We start from the raw sequence: 25821 nt of genomic DNA on the forward strand, positions 1-25821 counted from the left end.
CCAACCGCTTCAGCTCAACTTTCACCCTTCTTTCTGTTTCAATTTATAGGATCATGCCGATTCTAGGCTGATAATCTGAGCCGGATTCACTATCGTAGAAAACCATTTCTCTAATTTCCTCTTTATCCAAGCCGTTGAAGTTTTCAGCCAGCTCAATTCCAAGTCCAGGCGCATCCGTGAGTTTCACGCGTCCTTGTTGAAAATTAATAGGTTGCTTAAGCACATCTGAGCTGTACCATTCGTAATGCGTATCTGCTGCAAACGGGAAGTTTCTGGATGAAGCAATGAGATGGGCATTGGCCATCGTGGCAACTCCAGTTTCCGCCCAAGAGCCGGTTACACACCAGATACCGTATGTATCTGCCAATTCTACGATTTGCTTTGCTTTCAACAACCCGCCCGCCTCAGAAGGATATACTGTAAATGCAGCGACTGCTCTTTTCTCAATCAATTTGAGTGCGCTTTCAAAGGTTGTGCAGGATTCATCTGCTGTAATCGGCACGGATACCGACCGACTAACTTCAGCTAATCCGTCAATATCATAGTAAGGTGTTGGCTGCTCTACGAGCTGCAGGTCATATTTCTCCATTTTATTAATAGCTTGGATGGCTGTTTTTACGCTCCAAATTTGATTAGCATCTACGCGCAGCTTTATGTTAGGGCCAACAGCTGCCCTGATTTCTTTTATTCTTTCCACGTCATAATCGACTTCACGGCCCACTTTGATTTTGATTTCGTCATAACCCTTCGCCACAATTTCCTCAGCCTCTTTGGCATTGATTAACGGATCATCAATAAACAGATACCCTGCAAATCTAGTTTCCTGTTTGTATAAACCGCCAAGCAAATTATAAAGTGGTGTGTTTAAAATTTTACTTTTCAGATCCAATAAGGCTATGTCGATACCCGCCAGCGCATAATAACCCATCTGAGACCAATTAAGAATATATTCTTCTAATTGGTGCAAGATCAACTCGGTCTGCATGGGGTCCTTGCCAATTAAAAACGGCTTGAATTCCTTCTCAACCACAGTTTGGATCGTAGGGATGGTTGGCCCCACGCATTCCCCGATGCCTACCAGGCCTTCATCGGTTTTTAATTGAATCATCAGAGCTGGAGCATTTCGTCTTGTTCCACCTGACCACTTAGCAGGCTTTTTAAATGGAATAAGGACTGGGGTTGTTAATACGTCGATAATTTTCATACCTTCACCACCATAAGTAATGTTATTGTGTAACTTCGATCTCAGTATAGCATCGTTGAAATTTTATTGTCAACAATATTGTTAACAATAAAATCATCAATTTTGTTGACTGGAGACAGGGGTGGATGTATTATAATTTTAGTAAAACAGTAAATGGAGGCTAATATGACTGATGACTGATTTTCGTTTTAGCGTGAAAAAAACTGATACATTACGAAACCAAGTGTTTAAAGATATCAAGCGAGCGATTATATATGGAAAGATTAAGCCGGGAACACGTTTACGTGAAATTGATTTATCCAAGGAAATGGGGCTTAGCCGAGGTCCTATCCGTGAAGCTATTCTACTCCTGGAACGAGACGGTTTGCTAGTAACTCAAACGCATAGGGAAACCGTCGTTGCTGATGTCGAGGATGAAGAGGTTACTGCTTTACTTAACCCATTACGCATTTTGTTGGAAACCTACGCCTTGAAGAAAATATACCTTCAATTGACGGACGAAGATTATATGAGACTGGGAGCCATTCTATCCGAGCTTGAAGCTGGATGCGAAAAGAACCATTTGGAAACAGTAATAGAGAAAGACCTGCAATTTCATGAATATTTGATCCATGCAACCAAAGAGCCCTACCTAATGGCTATATGGTCAGGCGTATCGTCACGCATTATTTTCCACTTCATGACAAATGGCCGCAAACATCAGGAGGATAATTTCACTAAGTTAATTGAAGAGCATCGCTCACTGCTAGAAGCCATTCAATCCAGATCCTTGTCACGCATCGAAGCAGAATTGCAGCGCCATATTTATTAAGTGAAGCCCTCCCGCCCTGCACATGAACAAAAACAGTTCCTGGTATTATCCATGAACTGTTTTTTTGTTTAGTCCATACTTGCACTATTTAATTTTTAATGTTAGAAAAGCAGTCACTGACTCTTTCGTTCCCAAATAGCCCACGCTCGATTTCATAGGAATCGCGTTCCCATTGCTCCTCTACTTTATTTTCTCTCTTTTTTAGGTTCTCCAATCGATGACTGCTTTCTTGCCTTCCCATTGCTGCAGCAAACCCGGCACTTCTTCAGGCTTAACTATTTTTTCAATCAAAGGTTCGAGGATAATATCGCCCTGCTTAACACATTGAATGGCTTTGGGCCAAATCGAAGGGGAGTTGGTTTTCCCATAGATCGTAAGGTTTTTAAAAATAACTTCCCGATGAGGAAAATAGTCTGTAGCGGAATCTTTTAAACCATAAAATATAATTCTGCCACCCGTTTTAGCATAGGTTACGGTATGCTTTACCGTTTCTGACGCCCCCACCGCGTCAATCGCCAGGTCAAACCCATTGTGTTCTTTAACTACAGCGTTCGAAGCCATATCCTTAATTTGTTCAATTAAGTAAAAGTTCTTAACCCCTATACTGTTAAACAGACTTATTCTCTCGGGTTGTTTCATGACCATTGAAATGGTTCCTGCACCTTTTAACTTAACAATCTGCGCAAAATAGAAGGCTGCCGGTCCATCGCCAAAAATAAGAACATCATCCCCGGGATATACATTCGCCGCTTCCACGGCGCCAAAAGGGCAGGTCATGGGTTCGAAAATCGCCGCTGAAAGATCCGTGATTTCATCAGGAATTCGATGTACGCATCGACCAGGCACTTTGACGAATTCAGCCCAGCCCCCATTCTCATTAATCCCTATTTCACGATATACATAACAGTATTCAGGCCGATTAGCGTGGCAAGCTGGGCACTCCTGGCAAGGGATCGCTGGATCCACTACAACCCGGTCACCTGCTTTAAGGTTTTGGATTAAGCCTCCTACACTTGCAATGCTGCCCGTAATCTCATGGCCGAGAATATAGGGGGGAGGTGTCGGAAAGGCTCCCGTTACGATTTCTTTATCTGTCGCGCACATTCCCGTATAACTAACACGGATAAGGACTTCATGGGCCTCTATCTCAGGAACCGGAACTTCACGAAGGCTGAGGACAGCCTTATCTTCCCATATAAGCGCTTTCATTTTCGGTAATATACGTTACCCCTCCTTTATTAAAGCTGCTGACCCACTTTGAAATCTGTATGAGCTTCTTAGCTGTATTAATAAAATCTATCCTCCTTTTCATTTCTAATTAAATAAAGTATAAATTCCACTTTTTTCATTGTCAACAATATTGTTAACAATTTTATTGGACGGTCTTCTCGGGAGTTCTTCCCTAAAGGGCACGATTTCGCTTCCGTTACCGATGAAGAACTGGCTAACCCCATCCTGCTGACCTCGCAAATGCCTCGGATGGCGCTCGGCTCACGAAGCTTTCATGGAAGAGGTGTCGCACTTAGCTTGACAATCCGTCAAAAGAAAAAACACAGCCACGTCGGCCGTGTTTTCCAAAAATATTATTTGTTCTCCTGAAGGGCTGGTGTTCTCCAGCCTGTCCATTTAATTTCCGCGTTCATCTACCTGATCAGAATTCTTGCTTCCAAATTCATCAAGCAACGCACGTACTTCACTTGTTGATTTTGCGTTCATTAAATTATTTCTGAGTTCACTTGCCCCTCGAAATCCACGGACATAGATTTTGAAGAAGCGGACAAGTGCGCTGAAGGAGCGCCGCATCTGTGCCGAATATTGATCATGGAGATCCAGATGCAGCCGCAGCAGATCAAGCAATTCCTCACTGCTATGATCCCTCGGCTCCTTCTCAAAAGCAAATGGATTATGAAAAATCCCACGCCCAATCATAATGCCATCCACACCGTATTGTTCAGCGAGCTTCTGGCCGGTCTGACGGTCAGGAATATCCCCGTTAATGGTTAGCAGCGTATCGGGCGCCACCTCATCACGAAGCTTCTTAATCTCTGGTATCAGTTCCCAATGCGCGTCGACTTTACTCATTTCCTCTCTTGTCCGCAGATGAATGGACAGGTTCACAATGTCTTGCTTCAAAATATGGGTCAACCAGTCGCGCCATTCGTCTACGGCACTAAAACCGAGCCTTGTTTTTACACTGACGGGCAATCCCCCGGCTTTGGCCGCCTGGATAATATCCGCTGCAATGTCGGGACGGCAGATCAGCCCGCTTCCCTTCCCATTCTCAGCTACATTCGCTACAGGACAACCCATATTAATATCGATGCCTTTAAACCCTTCTTTCGCCATGCCGATACTCATTTGACGAAAGAATTCCGGCTTATCTCCCCAGATATGGGCTACCATCGGCTGTTCATCCTCTGTAAAAGTCAAACGTCCGCGCACACTGTGGTTCCCATCCGGGTGACAATAGCTCTCGGTATTCGCAAACTCCGTAAAAAACACATCCGGTCTGGCGGCTTCACTTACGACATGGCGAAACACAACATCCGTCACATCTTCCATAGGCGCTAGTATAAAAAAAGGCCGCGGTAAATCACGCCAAAAATTGTCTTTCATATCCAATACCCCTCTATAAATATCAGGACAAATCTTTGTCCTCAAATGATAAGTCTAACCTGTTCATGCCCTTGCTTTCCTTCACTTATAGCATATTTAAGCAGCGTATTTCAAACGGCAGTATATGTTAATCGCAGGACACTTATTTTATCGCCTTATGCATTGCCGCGACACCGCCACTATAGCTTCTTACATCTACCTTGGAAAATCCCGCTTCCAAAAACATTTGTTTCAGTACGTTTTTATTGGGGAAATGACGGGCTGATTCTTGTAACCATGAGTATTCATCATAACTTTTGGCAATAAACTTTCCAAGCAAGGGCATGATATGGCGAACATAAAAGAGGGAAGCTTGTCTATAACCGATTAATGTGGGTTGGGATGTTTCTAAACAAACGACTTGTCCGCCTGGTTTCGTTACTCGATACATCTCCCGCAGTACGGTTGAATAATCGGGTACATTTCTTAAACCAAAACCAATGGTCACATAATCAAATGAATCATCTTCAAAAGGAAGCTCCATGGCATTTCCCTGGATAAGGGTCAGCTGCTTTAAAGCTTGTTGCTCTTGCTTATCTTGTGCTATTTTGAGCATGTTTTGGCTAAAATCTAATCCAATGACTTCTCCATGCGTTCCAACTGCATTTGCTAGAGCAATCGCCCAATCCCCGGTTCCCGTGCACACATCAAGAGCTTTACTTCCTTCTTTCACATTCATCCGTTTCATAACATCATGGCGCCATGCGATATGTCTCCTAAAAGTAATAACCGAGTTCATCGAGTCGTATTGATCCGATATCTTTTCAAATACCTGATGAACTCTTTCCGACTTTGTTTGTTCAGACATGAAATTCCCTCTCTTCCACAAGTGCAATAATATTCTTTCAACGAAAATGATTTATGCTCATCACGCACGGTGCCGCAGTTCATAAAAATATTGCACAATCGGATGCTTTAACTTCATCCTATTTGCCATGTTTACAATCCGCTTTTTGCCAACTCGTCTGTCCACCAAGGCTAGAATATTCAATAAGATATCATCGCTCTCTATGCTTTCTTCTATAGAAGTAGATAAGAACTTATTCGCTGTAGCGACAAAATTGGATTTACTTAATGCAGCCTGTGCTGACAAAAGCTCCTTTGCGAGTACGGATACTTTTCTATTTCTTGCAATGACGTTTAGACGATCCTCTGGAACGGTCCCTTTGGTTTCCTTTCTGACGGCTTCCAATTCATCATCGCTGATCGGAATTTGGATATGGGGATCATTCTTAATTTCCAGCTCCGTCTGATACCACCTTATTGAGCTGGTTTTATCACTCATATGGAGTACGTTCTTTTTATCTACCGAAATATAACAAAGCCCTGCTTTATCAGGTAAATAACGATAACCTGTTGCGCGATATTCAACTCTTCCAGTTAATGCAGGACTGAGAAAACTCTCCAGCTGTTGCTTTAATTTGCTCCAGGACATGGTTCCTCCTATGTTTTCAAGCCCTGAGGGGCGCGGTATCCATCTGCACATCGTATTCAGTATGAATAAACCCCTGCAAAAAAACAACCCATAACCTGTCCCGCATATAATGGAATATCTGCTTCTAGGTTCGTTTAGACAGCTCATCAAGGCTTCCTTGTCTACCGTTCCCCTTATGTCCGCACCGTTTTTTTGAGCCAGAAGGGTATTATGAAGCATATGATGCTGATTATGATGAAGAATATGTTGACGAATATGGTGATGAGGAATATGAAGACGACGAATACGAATACGATGATGTGGAATATGAAGAAGAATACGCTGAAAGCGAGGATCGGGGGCGCGGACCTAGATCCATGGAATGCCCGAGCTGCGGAGCCAGGATCATCGTGTATGCTAACGATGAGAAGGAATGCGACTATTGCGGTAACGTGATTAGCGCGTAAAATCAAGATACCCAGGCAGTATTTTCTAAGCTCCACTCAAGAAATATAGACGAAGTACCAAATACCAAGAACAGACTGCCGTGGCAGTCTGTTCTTGGTTTTACTAATTTCATTCCACGTGATATGCAGCTAAATTGCGGATCAAAGGCTGCTCCACGCTGGAAAGAATACTAACCCGCAATTGATCGGTTTCGACGGTGTCGAACCGGTCGATTTTTTTATGCCCGATCGCACTTCCACGTACAAGATCCTTCCATTCGCCATGGCTGAATGCTTCGAGCACATATTCACGCACACGCTCCCCATGAGCAATGTCTTCCATGATGATTACGTGATTTACTGGCTGAATATACTCCAGCTTCAGAAGCAGCTCGGTTCCTTCTCCACTCGTTTGGCCAACCGGCTGCCCGAATCTGCGGCGGATTTCATCTCCGAATTCGATAACACGCTCCACATCCACTTCAGGCAGCAGCCCGCGGTTGTCCGGGGATATATTCAAGAGCAGCGTAGCGCCATGACCGACCGAGCGGTAATAAATATCCAATACTTCCTCCAGGCTTCTTAAGCTTGCTTCATCATCAGGATGCCAGAACCAGTGAAGCTTGCGGATCGGAACATCGCATTCGGCCGGTACCCAAGACGGAGTCCCTTCCATCCAGGTCATCATATCGCTGGTGAACATGCTCCCCTTCGCCGTGGTGGCCGTATTCCAGCACGGATAAGGCGCGACGCCGTCTTCATTCCCTACCCAGCGAATCGTTGGGCGCCCCATATTAAAGACCATTGCATCCGGCTGGTATTTATCAATCAGACCGATGATTCTTTTCCAATCGTATTCCCTGCCTTGGGAACCGGCTCCGTCGAACCACACTCGACCAACGGTCCATACCCGGTCAGAAGCTCCGTTAATTGCTCCGCATAAAAATTGTCATAAGCCTCTTTATCGGGATAGCAAGGTTCATGCCGATCCCAGGGGGACAGATATAATCCGAACTGGAGCCCTTCCTCTCTGCAGGCATCGGCAACTTCACGGACAACATCTCCTTTGCCGCCTTTCCATGGGCTGGACTTCACGGAGTAATCGGTCGTTTTCGTCGGCCACAGACAGAATCCGTCATGATGCTTTGCGGTCAATACCAGATACTTAAAACCTGCGCGTTTTGCGGTCCTGGCCCACTGCCGTGCATCCAACTGCTCTGGATTAAAGATTTCCGCTGAATCCGTTCCGTCTCCCCACTCCTGATCGCAAAACGTATTCATACCGAAATGGCAGAACATACCCAGCTCCATATCCTGCCATGCCAGCTGCTGCGGAGATGGCTTTGCAAGTTCATTCATTGAATCATACACCTGCTTTCTATGAAAATGATGATCCCCTGCGCAAGGGAAACCCGTGCGCAGGGAACCGATTTAGCATTATTTTCCGGCATCTAATGCCTTTTGATAGATTTCCAGGTACTGGCTCAGCTGCATGCCATCCAGCCCTTGCACATATGCATCCCATTCTTTATTGATATCTTTAGAGCCTGTAATAAACTGCGCCATATTGGATTTTACGTAGTCGACAAGCGTCGTCTTGATCTGCGCAACGAGCTCGGCATCTTCAAGCGCTATGAACAGTCCTGTTGGATATTGCTCCTTGGATTGGTACGGTTCATATTCCTTGGAAACCTGATTCAGACGGGTACCGTATCCATCGGGAGCGAGCGGATCCTGAGGAGCTGTCCAGGACGCGCGATAAGCGTAGGTTCTCAGTGATGGACCGATCTGCTCCCAACCGTCATTATGCGTCGGCTTTTTGTCGGGGATAGGAATAGCTGTATATTTAGCCTGCTTTCCATCCATACCCTTTTCTCCGGATTCAGCTTTCCGCCACCCTTTGCCTTCAGGGCCATATTCCTGCAACAGGATCGCTTCTTCCGTATATAGATAATCCGCTAACCGGATGGCGGCAATCTGCTGCTCTTTCGTCGCTTTATTCGTAATCGCAAATTGTGAGACACCGATTCCCGCAAAATTCAGCGTCTGCTGCACACCATTCGGGCCTTTTAGCGGAGGCAGGGCAACATAATCTTTATGACGCGGCGCCTTATCATCCATGCTGTAAGCATAACTGATTAAAGCAGTTGATAACGTACCCATAATATTGTCCGGTTCCCGGTTGGCCATTTGCTGAACAGCATCGGCATTCTGGGTAAAGGCAGCGGGATCAATTAATCCCTCTTTGTACAATTGATTCAGATAAAGGAGGCCTTGCTTCCACTCTTCTTTGTTTGCCGTAAAATCAACTTTGCCATCCATGACGCGGAGGAACGTACCCGAACCCTTGTCGACGTAATCATCAAGGATAAACGAGTTCATCAGGAAGGCGGAGACGTTGCCTGCCCACATTTCATCCGAGCCTGTCAGCGGGATTTCATCTTGTTTGCCGTTGCCGTTCGGATCCTTCTCTTTGAACGCTTTCAGCACAGTATAAAATTCGTCAGTTGTCGTTGGAACAGGCAGTCCCACTTTATCGAGCCATTTTTTATTGATCCACATTTTGAGCGCATTGTCACAATGGTAGCATTCATTGACCTGCGGCAATGCATAGATGTTGCCGTCCGGAGTCGTGATGGAGGCTTTCATGTAAGGGATATCCTCCATCGCTTTCTTGATATTGGGTGCATATTGGTCTATCAAATCATTCAGAGGGATAAACACGCCCTGCGACCCATACTTCATTTGCTCTTCCTTGGTCAAATTCCCTTGGAGAATGACTTCAGGATAATCGCCGCCGGCCAGCATGAGCTGCTTGCGGTCGTTCAAAGCATTTTCCGGTACAAGGTCCCAAGCGATATTGATGTTCGTCTTCTCTTCAAGATGTTTGGTAAATAAGTTGGTATCCATGTTTTCGATTGACGCAAACTGAGGCGCGAACATTTTAATGGTCATCGGCTCCTTCACGATCGGATAGGAACCAACAGCATTAAATAAATCTTCATTGGCAGCACCGTTGTCGGCCGTCTTGCCATTTGACTGATTGCCGGAATTAGCTCCGCCGCAGGCACTAAGCAGCAGCATGCAAGCCATTAGGCAGCTAATGATACCTAGCCAGTTTTTCTTCTTCATGCTCTTTTCCATCGAATATACCCCCCGCTTATCATCCGTATTTCGGGCGTTTGGCCCTTTCCTATGCTTTTGCCTCCACCAGCTTTTGCCGTATCTGAATAATGTACAGCCTCACCTCCTTGATGCCATTATCGCTCTGTCATGATCAGCCCTTTAGCGAGCCGATCATGACGCCTTTGACAAAATGTTTCTGGACGAAAGGATATATGATAAGCACAGGCAAGCTGGCAACAACGATCAAGGAATATTTCAGCAAATCCTTGAGCCCCTGCTGCGCCTGCATCTGGCTCACATCCGCCATCATGGAAGCATCGACTGAATTCAGAATTAGAATGTTTCTGAGAATGATTTGAAGCGGGAACAAGTCAGGATTCCTTAAGAAGATCAGTGCATCAAAATAAGCATTCCAATGCCCGACTGCATACATCAATGTCATGACCGCAATAATGGGTTTGGACAGCGGCAGGACAATACTGAATATGAAACGGATGTCACTGCATCCGTCCAGCTCCGCGGCTTCCGCCAATTCATCGGGGATCGTGGTTTGGAAAAACGTCCTTGCGACGATAACCTGGAATACCCCCAGTGCCCCCGGTAAAATCATGGCCCACCGCGTATCCAGCAGATGGAGATTCTTAACGACGAGGTAATAAGGAATCAGTCCTCCTTCGAACATCATCGTGATCACCAGCAGAACCATGAAGAAATTGCGGCCGTAAAGCGACTTCTTCGCCAGCGGATAAGCCAGCATAATCGTGAGCGTTACATTGATGAGGGTGCCGACAACGGTATAAAAGAGGGAATTCAGATAGCCGACGCCGATCTGCGGATTATTGAATACCGCCTTGTAGCCGTCCAGCGTAAAATCTACGGGAAACAGCCACACCTTGCCCGATGTAACCGCCTGAGGCGAGCTGAAGGACGAGCTTACGATGTAGATTAATGGTACAGCTACAGCAATAAGAATCAGGGTCAAGAACAGATAGATCAAGAACATGAATAGGCGGTCGCCTTTCGATTCACGTATAGCGGCTTTTTTGAACATAGGGTCTCCTCTCTTTCCAAAGTTGCTATTGTTTACTGGCTGCGTAGAACAGGCCTACCACAAGCTGCTGTTCGACAGCTTTCTGGCGATGTAATTGACGGACACCAGCAGAATAAGATTGATGACCGAGTTGAAGAGACCGATCGCCGTTGAGAAGCTGAAGCTGGAGCCCAGCAAACCAACCTTGTACACATAAGTGGATATGACTTCCGACGTGCTTAAATTAAGCGGATTTTGCATCAGGTATATTTTTTCAAATCCTAGTTTCATGATGTTGCCCAGATTGAGAATGAGCAGAATGACCGATACGGGAATAAGGCTTGGTATATCGATGTTCAGAATCTTCTGGATGCGGGACGCGCCATCTACCTTGGCTGATTCGTACAGCTCCGGGTTAACGCCGGACAGTGCTGCGATGTAAATAATCGCTCCGTAACCTGTAAATTGCCAAACATCGGACCAGACGTAAATGGACTTAAACAGGCCCGGTATACCCATAAAATTCGTATTACTCATACCTAACATCTCGAATAATTTACTGATCATCCCCACATTTGGCGTCAAGTTGACGATAATGATCGAAACCATAATCACCGTAGATATGAAATAAGGGGCATATGAAACCATCTGTACCGTCTTCTTGAATAAGCCGTTGCGGATTTCATTCAGCGCGAGTGCCAGCAGGATCGGTGCGGGAAAGCCTACAATCAATCCGTAGAAGCTAATGCCAAGCGTATTCTTAATGTAGAGCCAGAAGTTCGGCGAATCGAAGAACTGGCGAAAATATTTCAGTCCAACCCAGTCGCTGCCCCAGATTCCCTGGATTACGTTATAATTCTTGAATGCGATTACAATACCGGCCATCGGTATGTATTTGAAAATAATCAAATAAAGAACGGGTAACAAGAGAACGAGATACAGCTGCCAATGACGCTTAATTTGTTTTCTTCTAGACCTTCCTTTCTTCACTTCTGGCAACGCTTTCAATATTATGGGAGGTTTCGGTTCCAGGCTTGGTTCGGTTTGAAGCCTAGAGTTCAGTCTCGGCATGCGGGTTAACTCCTTTCGTCCATTCCTACTTTCAGGTCCTTGCGATGTAAACCGAGTGTATACAACAATGTCATCCGGCAACAAGAAACAAAAATAAAAACGACTAACCATTTTCGCCTGGGCCTCCTCATAGAAAGCGAATCAGGGTTCATTCAAGGCGAACGGAACGCCTTAACAACGGGTTCATTCTCAATCAAAAAAGGCAGCGATCCATGATCGCCGCCTTAACCGTTTTCTACTGCTGAATCATTTTCTCCCCGTTCCTTGGCCTTCCGGCCATTCCGGTATTCGCCCGGGGTAACTCCAGCCGTCCTCTTGAAAACGCGGGTAAACGAAATAGCATGGGCATATCCGACCCGCTCTGCGATCTCCTGCACGGAATAATCGGTTTCCGTCAGCAGCCGCTTCGCTTCCTTCATACGGATATCAATAAGGAAATCAACGAACCTTTGTCCGGTATTTTCCTTAAACAATTTGCTCACATATTTGGCGTTCAGCTGAAACCGATCGCCCAGCATTTCAAGGGACAGATCCGGATTCGCATAGTCACGCTCAATTAAATCGCATATGTTTCTAATGATGCTGGAGTATTGGTTGTCATTATGAATCTGCTTCATCTGTTCATAATGCTCCGTCAGCACTTGTTTAATTTCCTGTCTCAGCTGTTCCAGGGAATAGGAATTGTCTACCTTTACCGTCAGCTTCGGCAATTCCTCCTGTATCCACTTGTTGTAAATTTCCTTGCCTAGTCCCGACATTTCGCGGCCGGTGTAATAAACCAGATAATTCATCAGGCTGAATATTTCATCATTGGTCAAGAAGCTGTTCTTCAGCTGTTCAAACCATTTATCGTAATCCTCGCTCCACTGCTCCTTCTGCATTCTGAAGGACTGGATAATTGCACGAATCTCACCTAAATGCGTATAAACCTCGACAATGCCATGGCTCGAAATATCCTCGCTGCGGATCAAACGGTTCTCACCGAGCACAATTTTATACTTTAAGGCTTGCATCGCATCTTTATAGGATTGCGGAATATCGCCAATCTGATCTGTCGACCGACCCATTCCCATCGTAATTGTAAATTTCAAGTTTTGGTGCGTCCATGCCAGGATTTGTTCCGCAATCGGAACCAGTACGGCCTCCTCAAACTTGTCCTGATCCCGTTCTTCAAACAGAATAATGGACAGGTTGGAAGGTGATGTCCATTCCGACCACAGCCGGCAGTCCCATTTTGAAGCGATCTCATCCACGACAGTCCGCAGAGTGAATTTAAGCAGATCTTGATCGGTCTTGGAATAATCCCGACAGAAATCCCCGTACTTATCAATCTCCAGGATGAGAATACGATATCGATCCAGTGGCAGCGGCAAATTCAGTCGAGCCGCTTCAGACTTCCATTCGGATACAGATAGAGGCGAGTCCCCTTCGATCAGCTGGCGGAACATAAACCGGGTCCTGACATGGAGATCCTCCCGGTATTTCTCCTGATATTCCTTGGATTGTTCCAGTATGTTGTCAAAGGCGGATTCGATAAATGCGAATTCATCCAGCTTCCCCTTACGTCGGCCACTGCTCACCACCGGAAGCGAATAGCTGCTGAAACGGGCAGCGATCTCCTCAATTGGCTTGGAATTTCGCCTGGAAACATAAATCATCCATATGAAGCCGATGGCAATCATGCCAAGACCTATGATAAACCAAAGATTATAGAGATAAGAGATAGCGCTTACAAAACCGTTGTTCAACAAACCGCTTCCATAGTTCCAATTCGTATAGCTTGATACATACTGGGAATTGACTTGGGATGGCGGACGATCCGCTTTGGTGCCGAACAAATGATTTCCGGAGGTATCCTGAACCTGAATGAAGCTCATGTTGGAATCCAGCATCTCTTCGGTAAGCTTGTTCAAGGATTCCGTGCTCACATTGACAACGATCATGCCTAAGTCGTTTTTCATATAAGGTGATCCTCTGACCAGGCTGACCACCTGTTTGCCGCCTTTCATTTTAAATTGTTCGAAATTTCTCGCGCCTGTCCATTTCGGCGTTTTCGATACTTGATATTGTTCAATAAATTCATGGTCCGGATATGTACTTATGTATCCATTCGTGGCATTGCTGAGCACATAGCCGTCCGAATTCCTCACCAGATAAATCGAATCGATCAAGGGATAATAATTAATAATCTCCTTGAGCTTCTGAACAGCTTGAATATTAATATATGGATCGCCAACGGCAGATGATTTGAAAAAATCATTCAAAGCCTTGCTGTTGATGCTCTCGAGAACGATCATATTGTCGATCACCTTCAGGGACGTGTCCACCATGCGCATCGCTTGCAAGGAGAGCGACTTATTGGCGTTAAGCGCCTCCCGCCGGCTCTGTTCGCTGAACAGCTGAAAGAAAACAAAAAATATAAAGGTAATCACAATAACAAAAATGGGCATATAGGAGAGCAATAGACGCTTGTACCAGGATCTCTGCATGATCAACCCTCCCACCGTTTTTTCACAAATTTTTAATTATTATAACTTAAAAAGCACCTTTTGGGTTATAGTTCTCCATAGTCATAACGATACGCCCATACCTAAACCAAAAAAGAAGCGGGACAATGCCCGCTCCGTTGTTGTAATCCTAGTATGCTGTATTGAATATTTAAAGTAGCGGGTTCTCGTGTTTCGCTTTCAGAATCGACCAGCGCCGCTCCACTTCTTTTTCAAATTCGCCAAGCATTTCTTTGTTTTCTTCCTTGAGCAGATGTCTTGATTTGCCCATGTATTTCAGCCAGTCGCTGAGCGGCACCTGCTTTTTCTTCGCTTCAGGATCGTACGTAATGTTCGTTTCTCCCTGCTCCACTTCATACAGTGGGAAGAAGTTTGAATTCACGGCCGCGCGGACGATGTTCTCCCCATCCTTATCGCTCGATTTCCAGTTCAGCGGGCATGTGATCAGCAGCTTGCCATAGACAGTACCTACATTCTGGGCGTACCACTGCGCTTTTGCCGCCTTTTTCACAAGATCCTGCGGGAATGCTTCCGTCCCCGTGAATACATACGGAATATGCGCCGCCGCCATCATTTGCACCGTATCTTTGTGATGGAACGCTTTGCCCTGCTGCTGTTTGCCGACACCGGACGTACTGGTCATATGCCCTAATGGCGTAGAATACGAAAGCTGTGCACCGGTGTTCATATAGCCTTCATTATCATATTCCAGAATGATCAGATTATGGCCCCGCAGCGCCGTCCCGATGGCCGAGCCCATCCCGATGTCCATGCCGCCGTCACCGGTCACCATCACAAAAGTGAAATCCTCAGGAACTTCGATTTCCCCGCGGCGTTTCTTCTCAAGGAACGCTTCTACCGTGCCGGATAAAGTCGCCGGTCCGTTCTGGAACAAATTATGAATGAAGCTCTGCTTATGCGAGTTATACGGATACCCCGTTGTTGTGATATAAGCGCAGCCGGTATGGAATAGAGTAACGACATTGCCTTCAATCCCTTTGAAAAAGAGCTCCAACGCCGGGAAAATACCGCAGCCCGGGCAAGCTCCGTGACCGGAAGCAAACCGTTTCGGTTTCGCGGCAAGCGCACGCATCGGCGGTACTTTAACGGATAATTCACTTGTCTCTTCATCTACCTTTACGGTGATCAGGCCAGATTTAAAGCTGTCTCCATTCATCGGGGCAATGACCGGCTGCAGCCTTTGCTGCTCAGCTCCCGGTGTTTGGCCGTAATAATCAAACGGCACTTTGGCATAACCGAGCTCCATGGCCTCGATCGTCAAGGCAAAAAAAGCTTCCGCATCATCCGCGTAATAGTCTTTCCCGCCAAGTCCAAATATGCGGGACAGCACAATAGGCTGCGGACCACGGATTTCCTGCAGGGCCGCTTTGACCTCATGGGTCAGATTGGCCCCATGTGCACCGTAAGAATCGGCGCGTTCGCCAACCAGCAGCGCTTTGACACCTGTCAGCGCTTGGCGAATTTCCTTGGCAGGGAACGGCCGGAGAATATTCGGGCTGATTATGCCCGCTTTAATCCCTTTCGCCCGCAGCCGATCCACGACGTCTTTGGAGGATTCGGCCGCCGAATTGAGCAGGAATAAAGCCACCTCCGCGTCTTCCATTCGGTACAGATCAAGCGGCGTATAAGGCCTTCCGGACAAAGCTGCGTATTCCTCTGCCACTTCCTTGAACACCTCGCCCGCACGGTACATGGCGCCCGACTGTTGGTAATGGTTATTCATCAAATCGTCGCCGTTCATATAAGCCCCAACAACGATCGGGTTGTTCTCGTCCAGCACATGTGGATATTCAGGCGACTTTTCCCCTACAAATTCCTGAACGGTTTCCCGGTTCGTAAATATGTGTACCCGGCGTTTCTGGTGCGATGTGAAAAATCCGTCATAAGCTACAATGACCGGCAGGCGTACGTCTTCATGTTCCGCGATTCGCAGCGCCATGATATTCATGTCATACACTGCCTGCGGTGAACGGGCGGTCAAAATCACCCAGCCGGTGTTCAGGCCGTAGTAAAGATCCGAATGGTCACCACGAATATCCAGCGGTCCGCAGACTGCACGCGTCACCAGATTCATGACCATCGGGAAACGTGTGCCCGCCTGCACAGGAAGCTGTTCGATCATATACAGGAAACCATTCGCGCTGGTAGCGTTGAATACCCGTGCTCCAGCTGCGGCCGCACCGTAGCAAATCCCCGCCGATCCATGTTCGCCGTCAGCTGGAATCAGCTTGATGTCGTGTTCGCCGCGTGTACGCATCATGTCAAGATATTGGGCGATTTCCGTAGATGGTGTAATCGGAAAATAACCCATAATGTGATAGTTAATCTGGGCAGCCGCCATGGCAGCCATTTCGTTGCCCGATTCGAAGACTGCCGTTTGAGCCGCCGCCAGCTTGTTCTCCGTTGTTTCTTGAATTTGCATATTCATGATCTGACTCCCTCCGCAGTTAAATAGGGAAATGATTGCGGCACACGGTGCTGCTCCGCATAATGCGGCTCTTCTAACATGGCAGCTAAAGCGGTGGTCGGACAAGCTTCGATACACTTCAAGCAGCCTTTGCAATACTGATAATCGATACCTTTCATAAACATCTGCATATTCCCGCGCTTATCCGGTTTCTTCTCCCACACGATGCAGAAATCCGGACATACCGTATCGCAGGCGGCACAGTGAATGCAGTCCTCGATCTTGTACTCTGGCAAATATCCCTGCCGGGAGCCGCTAAGATCCTTCAGGACACTGTTCGCCGTAACGTTCAGAATCCCGCCCAGCTCCTGCGTTTCATATCCAAGAATCGGCTGAGGTCTTGCGAAAGCAATTTTGTCCATAAGCTCTGAGCCATTTCCCAAGGAAAGGAACTGGACCTCGTTATATCCTCGGTCAAAGGTCCGTACATTCGCTTCCACGAGGTGGGGCAGCTTTTTCTCAAATGTTGTACGGATCACCTGCCGCATATCGTCCGGGTTCAGGAAGCTGCAGATCCGGAACAATGCCCCCAGCATGGCCGTATTCACTTTGGTTTTTTCCTCAACGGAAATTTTCAGCGCATCAACTACGGCCAGCGTTCCCTGCGTCATGTTCAGATCAACGGCCACTCCGGACAGGTCTCGCGCCGTATTCACAAGCACCGTTCCATCAGGCTGTAATCCGCTTATGACATCGATCGTCTTATACAATGCTTCATGAAATACACCGACGACATGCGGCTGCTCAATGGGACTGTGATCGCGGATTTCCACCTCGGGATCGCAGAACCTTACGAAACTCTTCACCGGCGACCCTTTTTTCTCCGAACCATAGCTGGAAAAATTCGAACCGTTAAGTCCAGAGCCGGTAACCCCGGCTTCGGCCAGCATTTTTCCGGCCAGATTAGCGCCAAGCCCGCCGATGGATTCGAGACGGATCTCGAAAAATCCCAGTTCATTCTTTTGAGGCAAAATCGACATGTTCTCTCCTCATTTCTTCTTAGGTCATTAATTCCAGTTTAAAAGAAGAAACGGACCGGGTTTGTGATTAAACTCACTACTTAAAAAATTGTGATTCCAATCACTATGTCGGTTGTGAGAGCGAAGTATACTGTCTTCAACAGTCCAATTGCGAGGCAATCTTATACTGACGTTACGACAATAATCACAAAATTGGAGGAGAAAATAATGAATAACAACGCCCAAGAGACCTTACAGCATCAGCCGTCCATGTTCTGCTTTCAATGCCAGGAAGCGTCCAAAGGAACAGGCTGCACCATTGTCGGAGTATGCGGCAAACCGCATGATGTGGCAAACCTACAGGATTTGCTGATTTATCTGCTGAAAGGTATCTCTTTTCTCAGTCTGGATGTCCGGCTGCCGGAGGTGCTTGAACAGCGCGTATCGCTGTTTATGATGGACTCCTTGTTTGCAACGATAACGAACGCCAACTTTGACCGCGAGGTTTTTGTGGGAAGAATCCGGGAAGCGATCGAGCTCCGCGGCGAGGTGCTCACCTATTATAACGAACAATATCCGGAAGGAACCGCCAATCTCCCTGATGCTGCCGTCTGGCAAGCGGATAACGAAGCTTCTTTTGATGAAAAAGCACGTACGGTTGGTGTCCTCTCGACCCGCAATGAAGACATCCGCTCGCTGCGCGAATTGATTACTTACGGCTTGAAGGGGATGGCTGCTTATACGTACCACGCGCTTCATCTGGAGAAGGATGATAACGAATTAAACCGTTTTATGCGCCGTGCACTTGCCGCCACGCTTGACGACAGCCTTGAAGTGCAGGATCTCGTAGCTTTGACGATGGAAACCGGTAAATACGGCGTAAACGCCATGGCGATGCTTGATGAAGCGAACACCTCGGTTTACGGAAATCCGGAAATTACGAAGGTCAATATCGGGGTAAGCAACCGGCCCGGCATTCTCATCAGCGGCCATGATCTGAAGGATTTGGAGGAGCTGCTGAAGCAGACGGAAGGAACCGGCGTGGACGTGTACACGCACAGTGAAATGCTGCCTGCCCACTATTATCCGGCATTCAAGAAATATGAGCATTTTGTAGGCAACTACGGGAATGCGTGGTGGAAGCAGAATAGCGAATTCGCAGCTTTTAACGGACCGATATTAATGACGACCAACTGTATCGTTCCGCCGAAAGACAGTTATAAGGACCGTATCTATACAACAGGCAACACGGGGTTTCCGGGTGTCCGCCATATTCCAGAAGGAAAAGACGGTGCTCCCAAAGACTTCTCCGCACTGATCGCGCAAGCGAAAGGATGCCCCGCTCCAACGGAACTTGAAACCGGTGAAATCATCGGCGGTTTCGCTCATGCCGCTGTGATGAACGTGGCCGATCAAGTCGTCGATGCCGTGAAATCCGGCGCGATCCGCCGCTTCTTCGTCATGGCCGGCTGCGATGGACGGATGAAATCCCGCAACTATTACACCGATTTTGCGGCTGAACTTCCAACAGACACGGTCATTCTAACTGCAGGCTGTGCCAAATACAAATACAATAAACTGGATCTAGGCGAGATCGGCGGGATTCCGCGGGTCCTGGACGCTGGTCAATGCAATGATTCTTACTCCCTGGTCGTGATTGCATTGAAGCTGAAGGAAGTATTCGGCCTTGAGGATATTAATGATCTGCCGATTTCCTATAACATTGCCTGGTATGAGCAAAAAGCGGTGATCGTACTGCTTGCCCTGCTTTATCTTGGCGTTAAAAACATTCATCTGGGCCCTACGCTCCCTGCATTCCTGTCGCCTAACGTTGCCAAAGTCCTCGTGGAAAACTTCGGCATCGGCGGCATTACCAATGTGGAAGATGACATGAACATGTTCCTTGGTGCCTAAAAAAAGAATGCCCTCACCGGGGCATTCTTTTTCTTAAGATCCAGTATTTTCATAGGGTACTGCGCCGTAGTTCATAAAAAAACTGCACAATGGGATGCTTTAACTTCATTTTCTCGCTCATATTTATGATTCACTTTTTGCCAACGCGTCTGTCCACCAAAGACAACTGTTCTTGTTATTGTGGAGGATGAGAGCACATCAGCCGCGTTGAACAGATAGTATACTTCTCAATCGACTTCCCGTGAAAATGCTGCTCACTAGCAGTACGAATCCGCCAAACAGATAGGGCAAGTTAAAGTGGACTTCAAACAAAATACCTGCCAGCATCGGTCCAAATATCGTACCGAGACTCGTATAAGCGTTATTCATCCCTGCAACAAATCCCTGTTCATCCCCGGCCACTCTGGACAGCAGCGTATTGATCGTGGGACGCAATATATTATTGAACGTAAAGAACAACATCGTGACTACCATGACATAGTAGAAATGGCCTGAGAATAATAGGAATACAAGGGATACTGCCGATAACAATAGCATGGCAACGATGATTCGTTTTTCTCCGAATCGTCGTGTGATCCGGTCGGTGAACAACAATTGATTCAACGTGCCGATGAGCGAACATACGGTAAGCAGTATAGCGATTTGACGCATCGTGAATCCGTAGACTTGTACGACAAAAAGCGGGAAAATCGCTTCAAAATGCGTTAAACCGAAGGTCATGGCGAACACAATGAGCAACAGGACAAAATAGCGAGACCGAACCGAAAGCACGATTTGTCGGAATACATTTTCCCTCTTCTCCTTCACTTGATGACGCATCCGGCGAATGTCCGCCGACAGCGATTCAGGCAATCCCCATAGACTGCAAACCATGGCCAGCAGCCCAACACATGCGGACACATAGAAGGGCATCTTGATGCCCCATTCCGCAAGCAATCCGCCGACACCCGGACCAATAATAAACCCGGAAGTCATCGACGCACCTAACCATGACATGGCCTTGCTGCGCTGCTCATCTGCTGTAATGTCGGCAATATAAGCAATAATAGACGGGATTAAGGCTGCTGAGCCTATTCCGCCAATCAATCGCGATACGAATAATAAAGTTAGATCGCCCGCGAACGCTGCGAGCAGGTTAGAGATGGCGAACAAGATCAAACCTATGATAATCATGGGTTTACGGCCATATCGATCTGACAAATTACCAGCAAGGGGTGAGAACAGAAACTGGGTCAGGCCGAAGCAGGAGACCAAATAGCCCGCTGCCTGTCCGCTTGCAGTAAACTGCTCAAGAAGTTCCGGTATGATCGGAATGACAAGACCCATACTTAGATTAGCGAGAAACATGTTGAGCAGTAGTAATGGAAACGCTGACTTTTTTAACATTTAGGACCACCTATATCGAATGGATAAAAACCATGAATCGGAAACTGAATAACAGTCCCCCCTCAATCTGCATTTGTATATGTTAGCATGTGGCTATCTATATTAAAAATATGAAAAACATATACGGGATGAATCTTTTTGATATACATGGATAAAAGTATCTACATTAAAAAGAGAACGCCCCTGAAGTTAAGGGAAGTTCTCTTGATTACTAGATTAATGTGATGCTCCATCACTAACTGGATTCGGTTTTGAATAAAGAAAACTCCCCTTAGCAGTCGGTTTCTTCACCTATCTACTTAAAGGGGAGCATATCACTAGGCTCGGAGCCTTTTAATTCAATTTATTTCCGAAAAATGGACGCCTGCTAAGAGGAAGAGAATATTAAGTGGGTATGTCAATTTTTGATGTACCTTCATTACGATCCCCATCCTCCAGTTTTACGGAAGGCGAGTTTAGTGAAGCCTATGGGAAGACCGAGCGGAACGAAGGATTCCACACCAATTAGTAATTGCATTTGTATTTGGTGGAATAGCCTGCCGATATCCCCCAGTTTACTCCCACGGGCTTCGCCTTAGTCTTTTCTGATCAACAGTGCGCAACATACCACATGCACTATATCTCCTTAGGATTAACTCTGTCGCACGTATTTTCCTGAACCTTTGTACTTATTGGTCTTTGTATTCCAGGTGAATATTCCCTCTGTCAGATCCCAGCCGCCTTCGTCTCTGAAGTTCTTCCAGTACTGATGTACTTTACCCTTTGAATCAATGTGAACTCCCTTATCCCCCATTAATTGAAGAGCTTTACTCAATGTCCCATATTGAAGTCGATATACATATAACTGGGTATTTGAGGGGAAATAAGAGTACGTAACAGCCACATGAGCTGTGCCCACAGGGATAATATGATATAGAACATTCCAATTAGCAAACAACAGGACCTCAACTCCACAGCAAAGTGGAATCTGAGGTCCTTTAGAAAGAAAATAGGTTTTAAGTGGGTTTTAAAATTACGATTTGAAATTAGGGTCAGCCCCGTCTCACTTATTTTCTTTCTCAGTTCGTTCAACTAGGTCCCTTAAATCGTTAGTGGATTGATTCGGTTTAAGAAAGTATGCAAAGTTTGTTTCCGAGACGACAAAGTAATGTCCATTCCCTCCGAAAATTAGATTTATCTCCTTACCGTCTTTCATGCTAATTATAACCTCGCGATATCCCACATCATTTACTGCTCCTGGACTTTCCGCTTGATAATCAGAGTTTATGAGGTTGATAAAAAAACGTATGTCATCCGGATCAGTAATTTCCGATCGATTTCCTTGAGAACCTACAATAACGACAGTAGCAACGTCTTTCAATTGAATCTTAAACTCCGGTTTTATCTGTTCTTCTTTATCTGGAGATATCTCTTCTTCTGAACTACTACAAGAAGTAGTCAGCGACATGATACAAAAAAATAAAACAATAAAGATAAATTTTTTTCTCATTATAAACCTCAAATTTTAGTTGGTAATTCTTATAACGTAATAAGTCACCATTAAGTTACATGAGATCTTAGTGGGGACAAATAAAAAGCGCCTACTTGCATCAGCAAGGGGGCGCTACAGGTAGATTTTAACTTAGATTAGGAGAAAGTTGGAGGAACAACAGTTTTAGTAATGCAGGTAAACAGTGAACTTAAAAATCATTTCTTCGCCCTCCCAGCATTCCCCACCTTTTCCACATGCTCAGCTCGAATCTTCGGATCAGTGATGTTCGCCTCAATCAATGATTGATAGATCTTCTGAATATCAGCTTCCGTAAGAACGGCGTCCACCTTCTCCGCTTGAATCCGATTCATTTTGCGCTGAATATATTCGGAAAGCTCAACATCGTACACAATCAGTTCGTCCGATTGGATTTTTCTCAGCTCCGGATCTACGCTGAATCTACAGCGCATTGTAAAAGAAACCAGTGAGATGAACCGACTCTTTTGGTAGTCAGGGAGCAAACTTTTGATCGCTTGAATATGGCCGTAATTTTGCATAAAGGGATTATACATTTTAAACCGATTACTTACCGTCCATGACTTATTCTCTCTTGTTCCCTTAATCTCTCCCGTGTAGTTCTTCGCCTCGATGACAAACAATCCTTGTGGCGTGATCACTACATGGTCGATCTGCGAATAGCACGTTCGGGACTTCGAATTCGTCACCATTAAATCATTTACATATCTACATCCTTTGGGGAGTTGGTCTAGTTGAATATTAATCTTATGCTCACCCAGCTCACCAATACGGGTAGGTTGAACCTTGGGTTTAGCGTTGTTTCCTGATGTTTTAGTTTTATTCGTATGTTGAGCCGGCTTTTTCTTTGGCTTATCAGAGGATTTGAACAAGGATTTTAATTTTTCAAACATAAGAAAGCTCCGTTCTATATGTAATTTACTCGATCCGTTTATTAAGAGGCGATGTACTCCTCTGTATACTCCATTCAGTAGAATTAATGACTAGCTGCGTTCTCCCCTTTATTTTAGAATGCCTCCCTAATCATACTACAAAGTTATTGACCCATCGTATATTTATACTTTAACTTACTTATATAAGTCATTTCCCTAAATATGGTATATGGATCTGGAGGCGAATATCTTTGGTACCTACAGACAGAACGATCAGTACGGAGCTATTACGTTACTTAGAGAAGGAAAAACTCAGCATTTCCTCTTTTGCAACTAAATCGGGAATCAATTCGGGAACCCTCAGCCGCTTTATCAATGGGAACCAGCCCCTCTCCGTTTCAAGTCTTGATTTAATTACGAAAGCCATGAATCTGGAAGAAGGCTATTTTTATTCTCTATATGTAAATGAGTCAACTCCGAACTGGAGGCGACTTGGCCCCTTTATCATGCGATGTGCCGAGCTAGGGAAACTCTACTGCATCGATCAGGCTGTTGATTTGATCATCGATAACCCAACTTATTCATCCCTACTCTTTGATAGCGCTGAAGCACTATTTCACAAGGGAAATCGGGAAGCTGCTCTGATCATATACAAAAAAGTCGCCGAAAGTGAAAAACACCAGCATGCTGAACGATTAGGTTTGTGTCAATACAGGATATTTACTTGCTCCCTAAACTCGGATCAGGAACATAATCTGAACTGTACCATACAATTTGAAGCTTATGTCAAACGACTTCCTGAAGGGGTACAATTAGATGCTTTAAAAGATTTAACTAACACGTTGTTGTCCCTAAATAAAAGGAATAAAGCAAAGTACTATGCTCAGGAAATGGGGCGCATCTCCAGAATGCTGTACGCACAAAAACATAATAAAAACAGACCTCATAGGAAACCTATAGAGCCAGCCAAACCGTTGTTTGGATATATTTTATACTCCGATCTGCTGTTAGGCTCCATAGCCGCAGATAACGATGATTATGATCAAGCACTTTATTATTTATCCTGTTATGAGGATCAAACCTGGATTATAGAATCAGATGAAACTGCCGAACGAACCAAAGAGCAGTTCCAGGAATGGGCTAGAGGGAACCGTTATCTATATGAACTAATGAAAGGTAACATAGAAGTACTAGAATCATACATCGAGTATATCTCTTCCAGGGAGAACGAAATACTAAGAGCTTTATTTAAAATCATTCAAGCAGCTAACATGTATCGTTTTGAAATTGATGAATATCTCGAAAGATTTGAGAATCTGATCAGGGATCATCTCAATCGACGAGAATCCGTTGGCAGTTATACCGATCATATAATGGATGACCGCTTTGCTAATTTCCTTACCGATGTCGGTACGTATTATATACGGAAGGATAACATTCAAAAAGGCTCAAAGTATATACTGGATAGTTTAGAATTCTCATACACCAACAATAATGCGATCAACATCGTAAGATGCTGCACAACCATTGAGCATATACATTCTAAGCTAAATCATGACGATCTAGAAAGATATGCTGCAATACGAGATAAGTTAAAAGATAGCGGTACTCTTATTCATCGTTAGCTTCGCAGGGGCCTTGTGTTAAGGTAGCTTAACTGCAGCCGTATGCTCCCACGATGAATTTAACATCTATTCGCGAGTTGATTGATCTGATTATAGAAAAATAGAGAACGGAGAAAGAACCTAGGCTAATGAATGTTGTATAGCCTAGGTTCTTCATTTTAAGTCCTCGATTTTGACGGTACCAACTTCCGTTAATTCTTAATTTAATATGACATGTACTAAATTATTTAAGATTTCGAATCTTTCATCAAACGTTGGATAAAACGTATAGAATACCGGCACAGCATGTTCATCGTAGTCGTCATGATTCCAAAATACGGTCAACCATTCTTCAAAACAAGGTAATGTTTTTACAATGACCTTTGAATTTTGACTGATAAACCCTAATCTGTACTCGTTATTAGGGATTCCTTCCTCACATAGGAAAACCCAGTGATCATTAGAGTTCTCAACAGCATCAAACATAGTAAAGGAAATAAGACGATTGGAATCAATGAGCTCATCTGTCTCTCGAATGTATATTTTATCTGGGAGATCCGGAAGAATCACATGGCTTTTACATATTGCCCCACAAGGCGAGTTCTCACTAATCCCGCCGATAGGTTCACAATCAAGTAAAAAAATCCCATTAGAAAATTCACTTAGAAAAATACAAAACGATAGTGGTAGTTTCACCCCTAATCTATCTTCAAAATCTCTAATATCTCGATGTTCTGCAAGCTCATATCTATCTACATCAGAATACCTTTCTTGAAAACATTTCATGAACTCTCTGACATCCATCGAAATCCCCCTCATATTTTTAA

19 protein-coding genes and 3 pseudogenes are annotated in these 25821 nt (G+C 45.3%); 5 read left to right on the forward strand and 17 right to left on the reverse strand.

All coding sequences use genetic code 11. The features are described from left to right. Positions 1 to 43 precede the first annotated feature (43 nt). Positions 44 to 1204, reverse strand: a complete 1161-nt coding sequence (locus ACQKPA_RS25835; RefSeq protein WP_427495339.1) for a mandelate racemase/muconate lactonizing enzyme family protein — start codon at positions 1202 to 1204, stop codon at positions 44 to 46. A 172-nt stretch (positions 1205 to 1376) separates the two neighbouring features. Between ACQKPA_RS25835 and ACQKPA_RS25840 the strand changes: the two genes are divergently transcribed. Then, positions 1377 to 2015, forward strand: a complete 639-nt coding sequence (locus tag ACQKPA_RS25840; RefSeq protein WP_427495341.1) for a GntR family transcriptional regulator — start codon at positions 1377 to 1379, stop codon at positions 2013 to 2015. A 201-nt stretch (positions 2016 to 2216) separates the two neighbouring features. Here ACQKPA_RS25840 and ACQKPA_RS25845 read toward each other — a convergent pair whose 3' ends face one another. Beyond that, positions 2217 to 3224 carry a zinc-dependent alcohol dehydrogenase gene (locus ACQKPA_RS25845; protein ID WP_427495342.1) on the reverse strand — a complete coding sequence of 336 codons (1008 nt, stop codon included), beginning with the start codon at positions 3222 to 3224 and terminating at the stop codon, positions 2217 to 2219. A gap of 180 nt (positions 3225 to 3404) precedes the next feature. Here ACQKPA_RS25845 and ACQKPA_RS25850 point away from each other — a divergent pair. Next, a pseudogene (locus ACQKPA_RS25850) lies at positions 3405 to 3546 on the forward strand (IS30 family transposase); the annotation flags it as partial. 95 nt (positions 3547 to 3641) lie between these two features. Here ACQKPA_RS25850 and ACQKPA_RS25855 read toward each other — a convergent pair. From ACQKPA_RS25855 to ACQKPA_RS25865, 3 genes are all read right to left on the reverse strand, one after another. Then, complete coding sequence (locus ACQKPA_RS25855) at positions 3642 to 4631, reverse strand: tRNA dihydrouridine synthase (protein ID WP_427495343.1); 990 nt, start codon at positions 4629 to 4631, stop codon at positions 3642 to 3644. 142 nt (positions 4632 to 4773) lie between these two features. Beyond that, a complete protein-coding gene (locus tag ACQKPA_RS25860) occupies positions 4774 to 5478 on the reverse strand; it encodes a demethylmenaquinone methyltransferase (protein ID WP_427495344.1) in 705 nt (234 codons plus the stop codon). A 60-nt stretch (positions 5479 to 5538) separates the two neighbouring features. Next, the gene (locus ACQKPA_RS25865; RefSeq protein WP_427495345.1) at positions 5539 to 6105 is read right to left on the reverse strand and encodes an SF0329 family protein; all 567 of its coding nucleotides are present in this window, start codon (positions 6103 to 6105) and stop codon (positions 5539 to 5541) included. 210 nt (positions 6106 to 6315) lie between these two features. On the opposite strand from ACQKPA_RS25865, the gene ACQKPA_RS25870 reads away from it, so the two are divergent. Further along, positions 6316 to 6540, forward strand: a complete 225-nt coding sequence (locus ACQKPA_RS25870) for a hypothetical protein (RefSeq protein WP_427495346.1) — start codon at positions 6316 to 6318, stop codon at positions 6538 to 6540. A gap of 120 nt (positions 6541 to 6660) precedes the next feature. On the opposite strand, the pseudogene ACQKPA_RS25875 reads toward ACQKPA_RS25870, so the two are convergent. From ACQKPA_RS25875 to ACQKPA_RS25905, 7 genes and pseudogenes are all read right to left on the reverse strand, one after another. Continuing rightward, a pseudogene (locus ACQKPA_RS25875) lies at positions 6661 to 7889 on the reverse strand (alpha-L-fucosidase). A gap of 78 nt (positions 7890 to 7967) precedes the next feature. Then, on the reverse strand, positions 7968 to 9674 hold the full coding sequence (locus ACQKPA_RS25880; RefSeq protein ID WP_427495348.1) for an ABC transporter substrate-binding protein: 1707 nt from the start codon (positions 9672 to 9674) through the stop codon (positions 7968 to 7970). Positions 9675 to 9807: 133 nt separating this feature from the next. Beyond that, a complete protein-coding gene (locus ACQKPA_RS25885; RefSeq protein WP_427495349.1) occupies positions 9808 to 10707 on the reverse strand; it encodes a carbohydrate ABC transporter permease in 900 nt (299 codons plus the stop codon). 54 nt (positions 10708 to 10761) lie between these two features. Next, complete coding sequence (locus ACQKPA_RS25890) at positions 10762 to 11757, reverse strand: ABC transporter permease (RefSeq protein WP_427495350.1); 996 nt, start codon at positions 11755 to 11757, stop codon at positions 10762 to 10764. Positions 11758 to 11981: 224 nt separating this feature from the next. Further along, entirely contained in the window at positions 11982 to 14246 is a 2265-nt protein-coding gene (locus tag ACQKPA_RS25895) for a helix-turn-helix domain-containing protein (protein WP_427495351.1), read from the reverse strand. Between the two features lie 169 nt (positions 14247 to 14415). After that, the gene (locus tag ACQKPA_RS25900; protein WP_427495352.1) at positions 14416 to 16713 is read right to left on the reverse strand and encodes a thiamine pyrophosphate-dependent enzyme; all 2298 of its coding nucleotides are present in this window, start codon (positions 16711 to 16713) and stop codon (positions 14416 to 14418) included. Beyond that, the gene (locus ACQKPA_RS25905) at positions 16710 to 17732 is read right to left on the reverse strand and encodes a 2-oxoacid:acceptor oxidoreductase family protein (RefSeq protein ID WP_427495353.1); all 1023 of its coding nucleotides are present in this window, start codon (positions 17730 to 17732) and stop codon (positions 16710 to 16712) included. The genes ACQKPA_RS25900 and ACQKPA_RS25905 overlap by 4 nt, the downstream gene beginning before the upstream one ends. Positions 17733 to 17939: 207 nt before the next feature. On the opposite strand from ACQKPA_RS25905, the gene hcp reads away from it, so the two are divergent. Next, positions 17940 to 19625, forward strand: a complete 1686-nt coding sequence (hcp, locus tag ACQKPA_RS25910; protein WP_427495354.1) for a hydroxylamine reductase — start codon at positions 17940 to 17942, stop codon at positions 19623 to 19625. Between the two features lie 49 nt (positions 19626 to 19674). Here hcp and ACQKPA_RS25915 read toward each other — a convergent pair. From ACQKPA_RS25915 to ACQKPA_RS25930, 4 genes and pseudogenes are all read right to left on the reverse strand, one after another. Continuing rightward, positions 19675 to 19791, reverse strand: a pseudogene (locus ACQKPA_RS25915) (SF0329 family protein); the annotation flags it as partial. Positions 19792 to 19823: 32 nt separating this feature from the next. Beyond that, a complete protein-coding gene (locus ACQKPA_RS25920; protein ID WP_427495355.1) occupies positions 19824 to 21011 on the reverse strand; it encodes an MFS transporter in 1188 nt (395 codons plus the stop codon). A 1042-nt stretch (positions 21012 to 22053) separates the two neighbouring features. Beyond that, the gene (locus ACQKPA_RS25925; protein WP_427495356.1) at positions 22054 to 22500 is read right to left on the reverse strand and encodes a hypothetical protein; all 447 of its coding nucleotides are present in this window, start codon (positions 22498 to 22500) and stop codon (positions 22054 to 22056) included. Between the two features lie 197 nt (positions 22501 to 22697). Next, positions 22698 to 23411, reverse strand: a complete 714-nt coding sequence (locus ACQKPA_RS25930) for a nuclease-related domain-containing protein (RefSeq protein ID WP_427495357.1) — start codon at positions 23409 to 23411, stop codon at positions 22698 to 22700. A 230-nt stretch (positions 23412 to 23641) separates the two neighbouring features. On the opposite strand from ACQKPA_RS25930, the gene ACQKPA_RS25935 reads away from it, so the two are divergent. Then, entirely contained in the window at positions 23642 to 25015 is a 1374-nt protein-coding gene (locus ACQKPA_RS25935; RefSeq protein WP_427495358.1) for a helix-turn-helix domain-containing protein, read from the forward strand. A 198-nt stretch (positions 25016 to 25213) separates the two neighbouring features. Here the strand turns inward: ACQKPA_RS25935 and ACQKPA_RS25940 are convergent, their stop codons facing one another. Next, positions 25214 to 25798, reverse strand: coding sequence for a hypothetical protein (locus tag ACQKPA_RS25940; RefSeq protein WP_427495359.1), 585 nt, complete (start codon positions 25796 to 25798; stop codon positions 25214 to 25216). Between the last annotated feature and the right edge of the window lie 23 nt (positions 25799 to 25821).

Origin of the sequence: Paenibacillus sp. NPDC093718 (assembly GCF_050279985.1) — a bacterium.
In the GTDB taxonomy this organism is placed as follows: domain Bacteria; phylum Bacillota; class Bacilli; order Paenibacillales; family Paenibacillaceae; genus Paenibacillus_AQ.

What these genes read in the sequence shown, in the direction of transcription:
- ACQKPA_RS25835 (WP_427495339.1), bottom strand. Translation starts at nt 1,204, where the DNA reads ATGAAAATTATCGACGTATTAACAACCCCAGTCCTTATTCCATTTAAA.
- ACQKPA_RS25840 (WP_427495341.1), top strand. Translation starts at nt 1,377, where the DNA reads ATGACTGATTTTCGTTTTAGCGTGAAAAAAACTGATACATTACGAAAC.
- ACQKPA_RS25845 (WP_427495342.1), bottom strand. Translation starts at nt 3,224, where the DNA reads ATGAAAGCGCTTATATGGGAAGATAAGGCTGTCCTCAGCCTTCGTGAA.
- ACQKPA_RS25855 (WP_427495343.1), bottom strand. Translation starts at nt 4,631, where the DNA reads ATGAAAGACAATTTTTGGCGTGATTTACCGCGGCCTTTTTTTATACTA.
- ACQKPA_RS25860 (WP_427495344.1), bottom strand. Translation starts at nt 5,478, where the DNA reads ATGTCTGAACAAACAAAGTCGGAAAGAGTTCATCAGGTATTTGAAAAG.
- ACQKPA_RS25865 (WP_427495345.1), bottom strand. Translation starts at nt 6,105, where the DNA reads ATGTCCTGGAGCAAATTAAAGCAACAGCTGGAGAGTTTTCTCAGTCCT.
- ACQKPA_RS25870 (WP_427495346.1), top strand. Translation starts at nt 6,316, where the DNA reads ATGAAGCATATGATGCTGATTATGATGAAGAATATGTTGACGAATATG.
- ACQKPA_RS25880 (WP_427495348.1), bottom strand. Translation starts at nt 9,674, where the DNA reads ATGGAAAAGAGCATGAAGAAGAAAAACTGGCTAGGTATCATTAGCTGC.
- ACQKPA_RS25885 (WP_427495349.1), bottom strand. Translation starts at nt 10,707, where the DNA reads ATGTTCAAAAAAGCCGCTATACGTGAATCGAAAGGCGACCGCCTATTC.
- ACQKPA_RS25890 (WP_427495350.1), bottom strand. Translation starts at nt 11,757, where the DNA reads ATGCCGAGACTGAACTCTAGGCTTCAAACCGAACCAAGCCTGGAACCG.
- ACQKPA_RS25895 (WP_427495351.1), bottom strand. Translation starts at nt 14,246, where the DNA reads ATGCAGAGATCCTGGTACAAGCGTCTATTGCTCTCCTATATGCCCATT.
- ACQKPA_RS25900 (WP_427495352.1), bottom strand. Translation starts at nt 16,713, where the DNA reads ATGAATATGCAAATTCAAGAAACAACGGAGAACAAGCTGGCGGCGGCT.
- ACQKPA_RS25905 (WP_427495353.1), bottom strand. Translation starts at nt 17,732, where the DNA reads ATGTCGATTTTGCCTCAAAAGAATGAACTGGGATTTTTCGAGATCCGT.
- hcp (WP_427495354.1), top strand. Translation starts at nt 17,940, where the DNA reads ATGAATAACAACGCCCAAGAGACCTTACAGCATCAGCCGTCCATGTTC.
- ACQKPA_RS25920 (WP_427495355.1), bottom strand. Translation starts at nt 21,011, where the DNA reads ATGTTAAAAAAGTCAGCGTTTCCATTACTACTGCTCAACATGTTTCTC.
- ACQKPA_RS25925 (WP_427495356.1), bottom strand. Translation starts at nt 22,500, where the DNA reads ATGAGAAAAAAATTTATCTTTATTGTTTTATTTTTTTGTATCATGTCG.
- ACQKPA_RS25930 (WP_427495357.1), bottom strand. Translation starts at nt 23,411, where the DNA reads ATGTTTGAAAAATTAAAATCCTTGTTCAAATCCTCTGATAAGCCAAAG.
- ACQKPA_RS25940 (WP_427495359.1), bottom strand. Translation starts at nt 25,798, where the DNA reads ATGGATGTCAGAGAGTTCATGAAATGTTTTCAAGAAAGGTATTCTGAT.